The organism is Halorhodospira neutriphila (assembly GCF_016584055.1).
Lineage (GTDB): Bacteria > Pseudomonadota > Gammaproteobacteria > Nitrococcales > Halorhodospiraceae > Halorhodospira > Halorhodospira neutriphila.
Window position 1 is genome coordinate 1 of sequence record NZ_NRSH01000267.1, and the last position, 855, is coordinate 855.

General features: G+C 72.0%; 1 protein-coding gene and 1 pseudogene. Both read left to right on the plus strand.

What is annotated here, in order from left to right; genetic code table 11:
• Nucleotides 1-619 (plus strand): annotated as a pseudogene (locus CKO13_RS12380) (chromosome segregation protein SMC); the annotation flags it as partial.
• A 27-nt stretch (nucleotides 620-646) separates the two neighbouring features.
• Nucleotides 647-855 (plus strand): hypothetical protein (locus CKO13_RS12385; RefSeq protein WP_200261458.1); only part of this gene is annotated, 209 nt, incomplete at its 3' end.

Genomic DNA, 855 nt, shown 5'->3' on the forward strand with positions numbered 1-855 from the left:
GCTCGGCTCCGTCAACCTCGCCGCCATCGACGAGCACCGCCAGCTCGAGGAGCGCCGCGGCTACCTCGACGAGCAGCACGCCGACCTGCAGCAGGCGCTCGAGACCCTCGAGGGCGCCATCCAGCGCATCGACCGCGAGACCCGGGCGCGCTTCCGCGAGACCTTCGAGCAGGTCAACGCCGGGCTCGGGCACTTCTTCCCGCGGCTGTTCGGCGGCGGCCGGGCCTACCTGGAGCTCACCGACGACGACCTGCTCTCCACCGGGGTGGCGCTGCTCGCCCAGCCGCCGGGCAAGCGGGTCTCGAGCATCCACATGCTCTCCGGCGGCGAGAAGGCGCTGACCGCGGTGGCCCTCGTCTTCGCCATCTTCGACCTCAACCCGGCGCCCTTCTGCCTGCTCGACGAGGTGGACGCCCCCCTCGACGAGGCCAACGTCGGGCGCTTCTGCGACCTGGTCGAGGAGATGTCGGAGCGCGTGCAGTTCGTGCTCATTACCCACAATAGGACGACGATGGAGCGGGTCTCGCACCTGCTCGGGGTGACGATGAACGAGCCCGGCGTATCGCGCCTGGTCGCGGTGGACGTGGACGAGGCGATGGATATCGCCGAGGCCGGCTAGAGAGCGAGCATCGACGAAGGGGGAGGCATGGACCCGATACGCTGGACGATCCTGGGCGCAGGCGTGCTGGTGCTGATAGGGATCTACGCCCTGGGCCGCTGGCGCGAGCGCCGCCGCCAGGCCCGGCACGGCGAGGCCGGCGGGGACAGGCCGGAGCACGCCGCGGCGCCGCGCTACGGCGCGGGCGGGGGAGAGCCCCGGCGCGCCGAGCGCGGCGACATCATCGGGGTCCGCAA